We start from the raw sequence: 293 nt of genomic DNA on the forward strand, positions 1-293 counted from the left end.
CACCAATTACTATTTTCTTGCCATGACCAATCCGCCTAGCAATAGCCATGCCTATTTGGCCAGCACCAGTTAAAAGAACAACATCATTCATGAGCATCACTTTAATATTAGTTTTAAAAATTAAAATATAAAAATGTTGTCATGTGCAACAATAACTGGTCAATGACATTACAAAAATAGACTTCAAAAAAACTAAAATCAGTGAAAATAATAAATTTGAGGATGTGACACGAAGTCACAATTTTTTCTAATTTTAATTGTTTTATTTTTCTTTAATTTTATATACTATGAAG

The sequence above is a fragment of the Methanobrevibacter sp. genome (genome assembly GCF_015062985.1).
Taxonomy (GTDB): domain Archaea; phylum Methanobacteriota; class Methanobacteria; order Methanobacteriales; family Methanobacteriaceae; genus Methanocatella.